Genomic DNA, 489 nt, shown 5'->3' on the forward strand with positions numbered 1-489 from the left:
GCGTACCGCCTCCTCCGAGAACCAGCGCAGAAATTCGGAGCCATACGTGACCTCGCCGTAGGACTCCGCGAGCGGCTTGCCCATCTCGAGGGTCATGAGGCGGGCGAAGTCATCCTTGCGCTCGGTGACGAGGTTAAAGGGCTTGCGCAGGATTTCGGCACGCTCCCGCGGGGCGGTATCGGCCCAGGAGTGCTGGGCGCGAACAGCAGCGTCAAGGGCATCAGTGCCCTGGTCAACAGAGGCGTCGGCGATGGCGACGAGGGGCTTCTGGGAGGCGGGATTGATGACGTCGCAGGTGCGGGACGCCTCGGCGTCCACCCATTCTCCGTCAATGAGCAACTGGGTGGGAAGATCGGAGGGGAGCGAACGGTCGTTGGTCATCATGAAACAACCCTACGACGGGGTGTCGACGCTATGGCAGGGTTCGACGTTCACGTGGAGAGACCACGCTCCTACCACAGGAGGACCAGCTAATTCGCTCGCTAGCAC

The 489-nt window shown here is 63.4% G+C and carries 1 protein-coding gene; it reads right to left on the minus strand.

What is annotated here, in order from left to right; genetic code table 11:
* The coding region (locus G8O24_RS47090) for an aldehyde dehydrogenase family protein (RefSeq protein WP_188108427.1) at nt 1-384 on the minus strand (384 nt) is incomplete at its 3' end.
* Nucleotides 385-489: the final 105 nt, after the last annotated feature.

The sequence above is a fragment of the Bradyrhizobium campsiandrae genome (assembly GCF_014529705.1).
GTDB lineage: Bacteria > Pseudomonadota > Alphaproteobacteria > Rhizobiales > Xanthobacteraceae > Bradyrhizobium > Bradyrhizobium campsiandrae.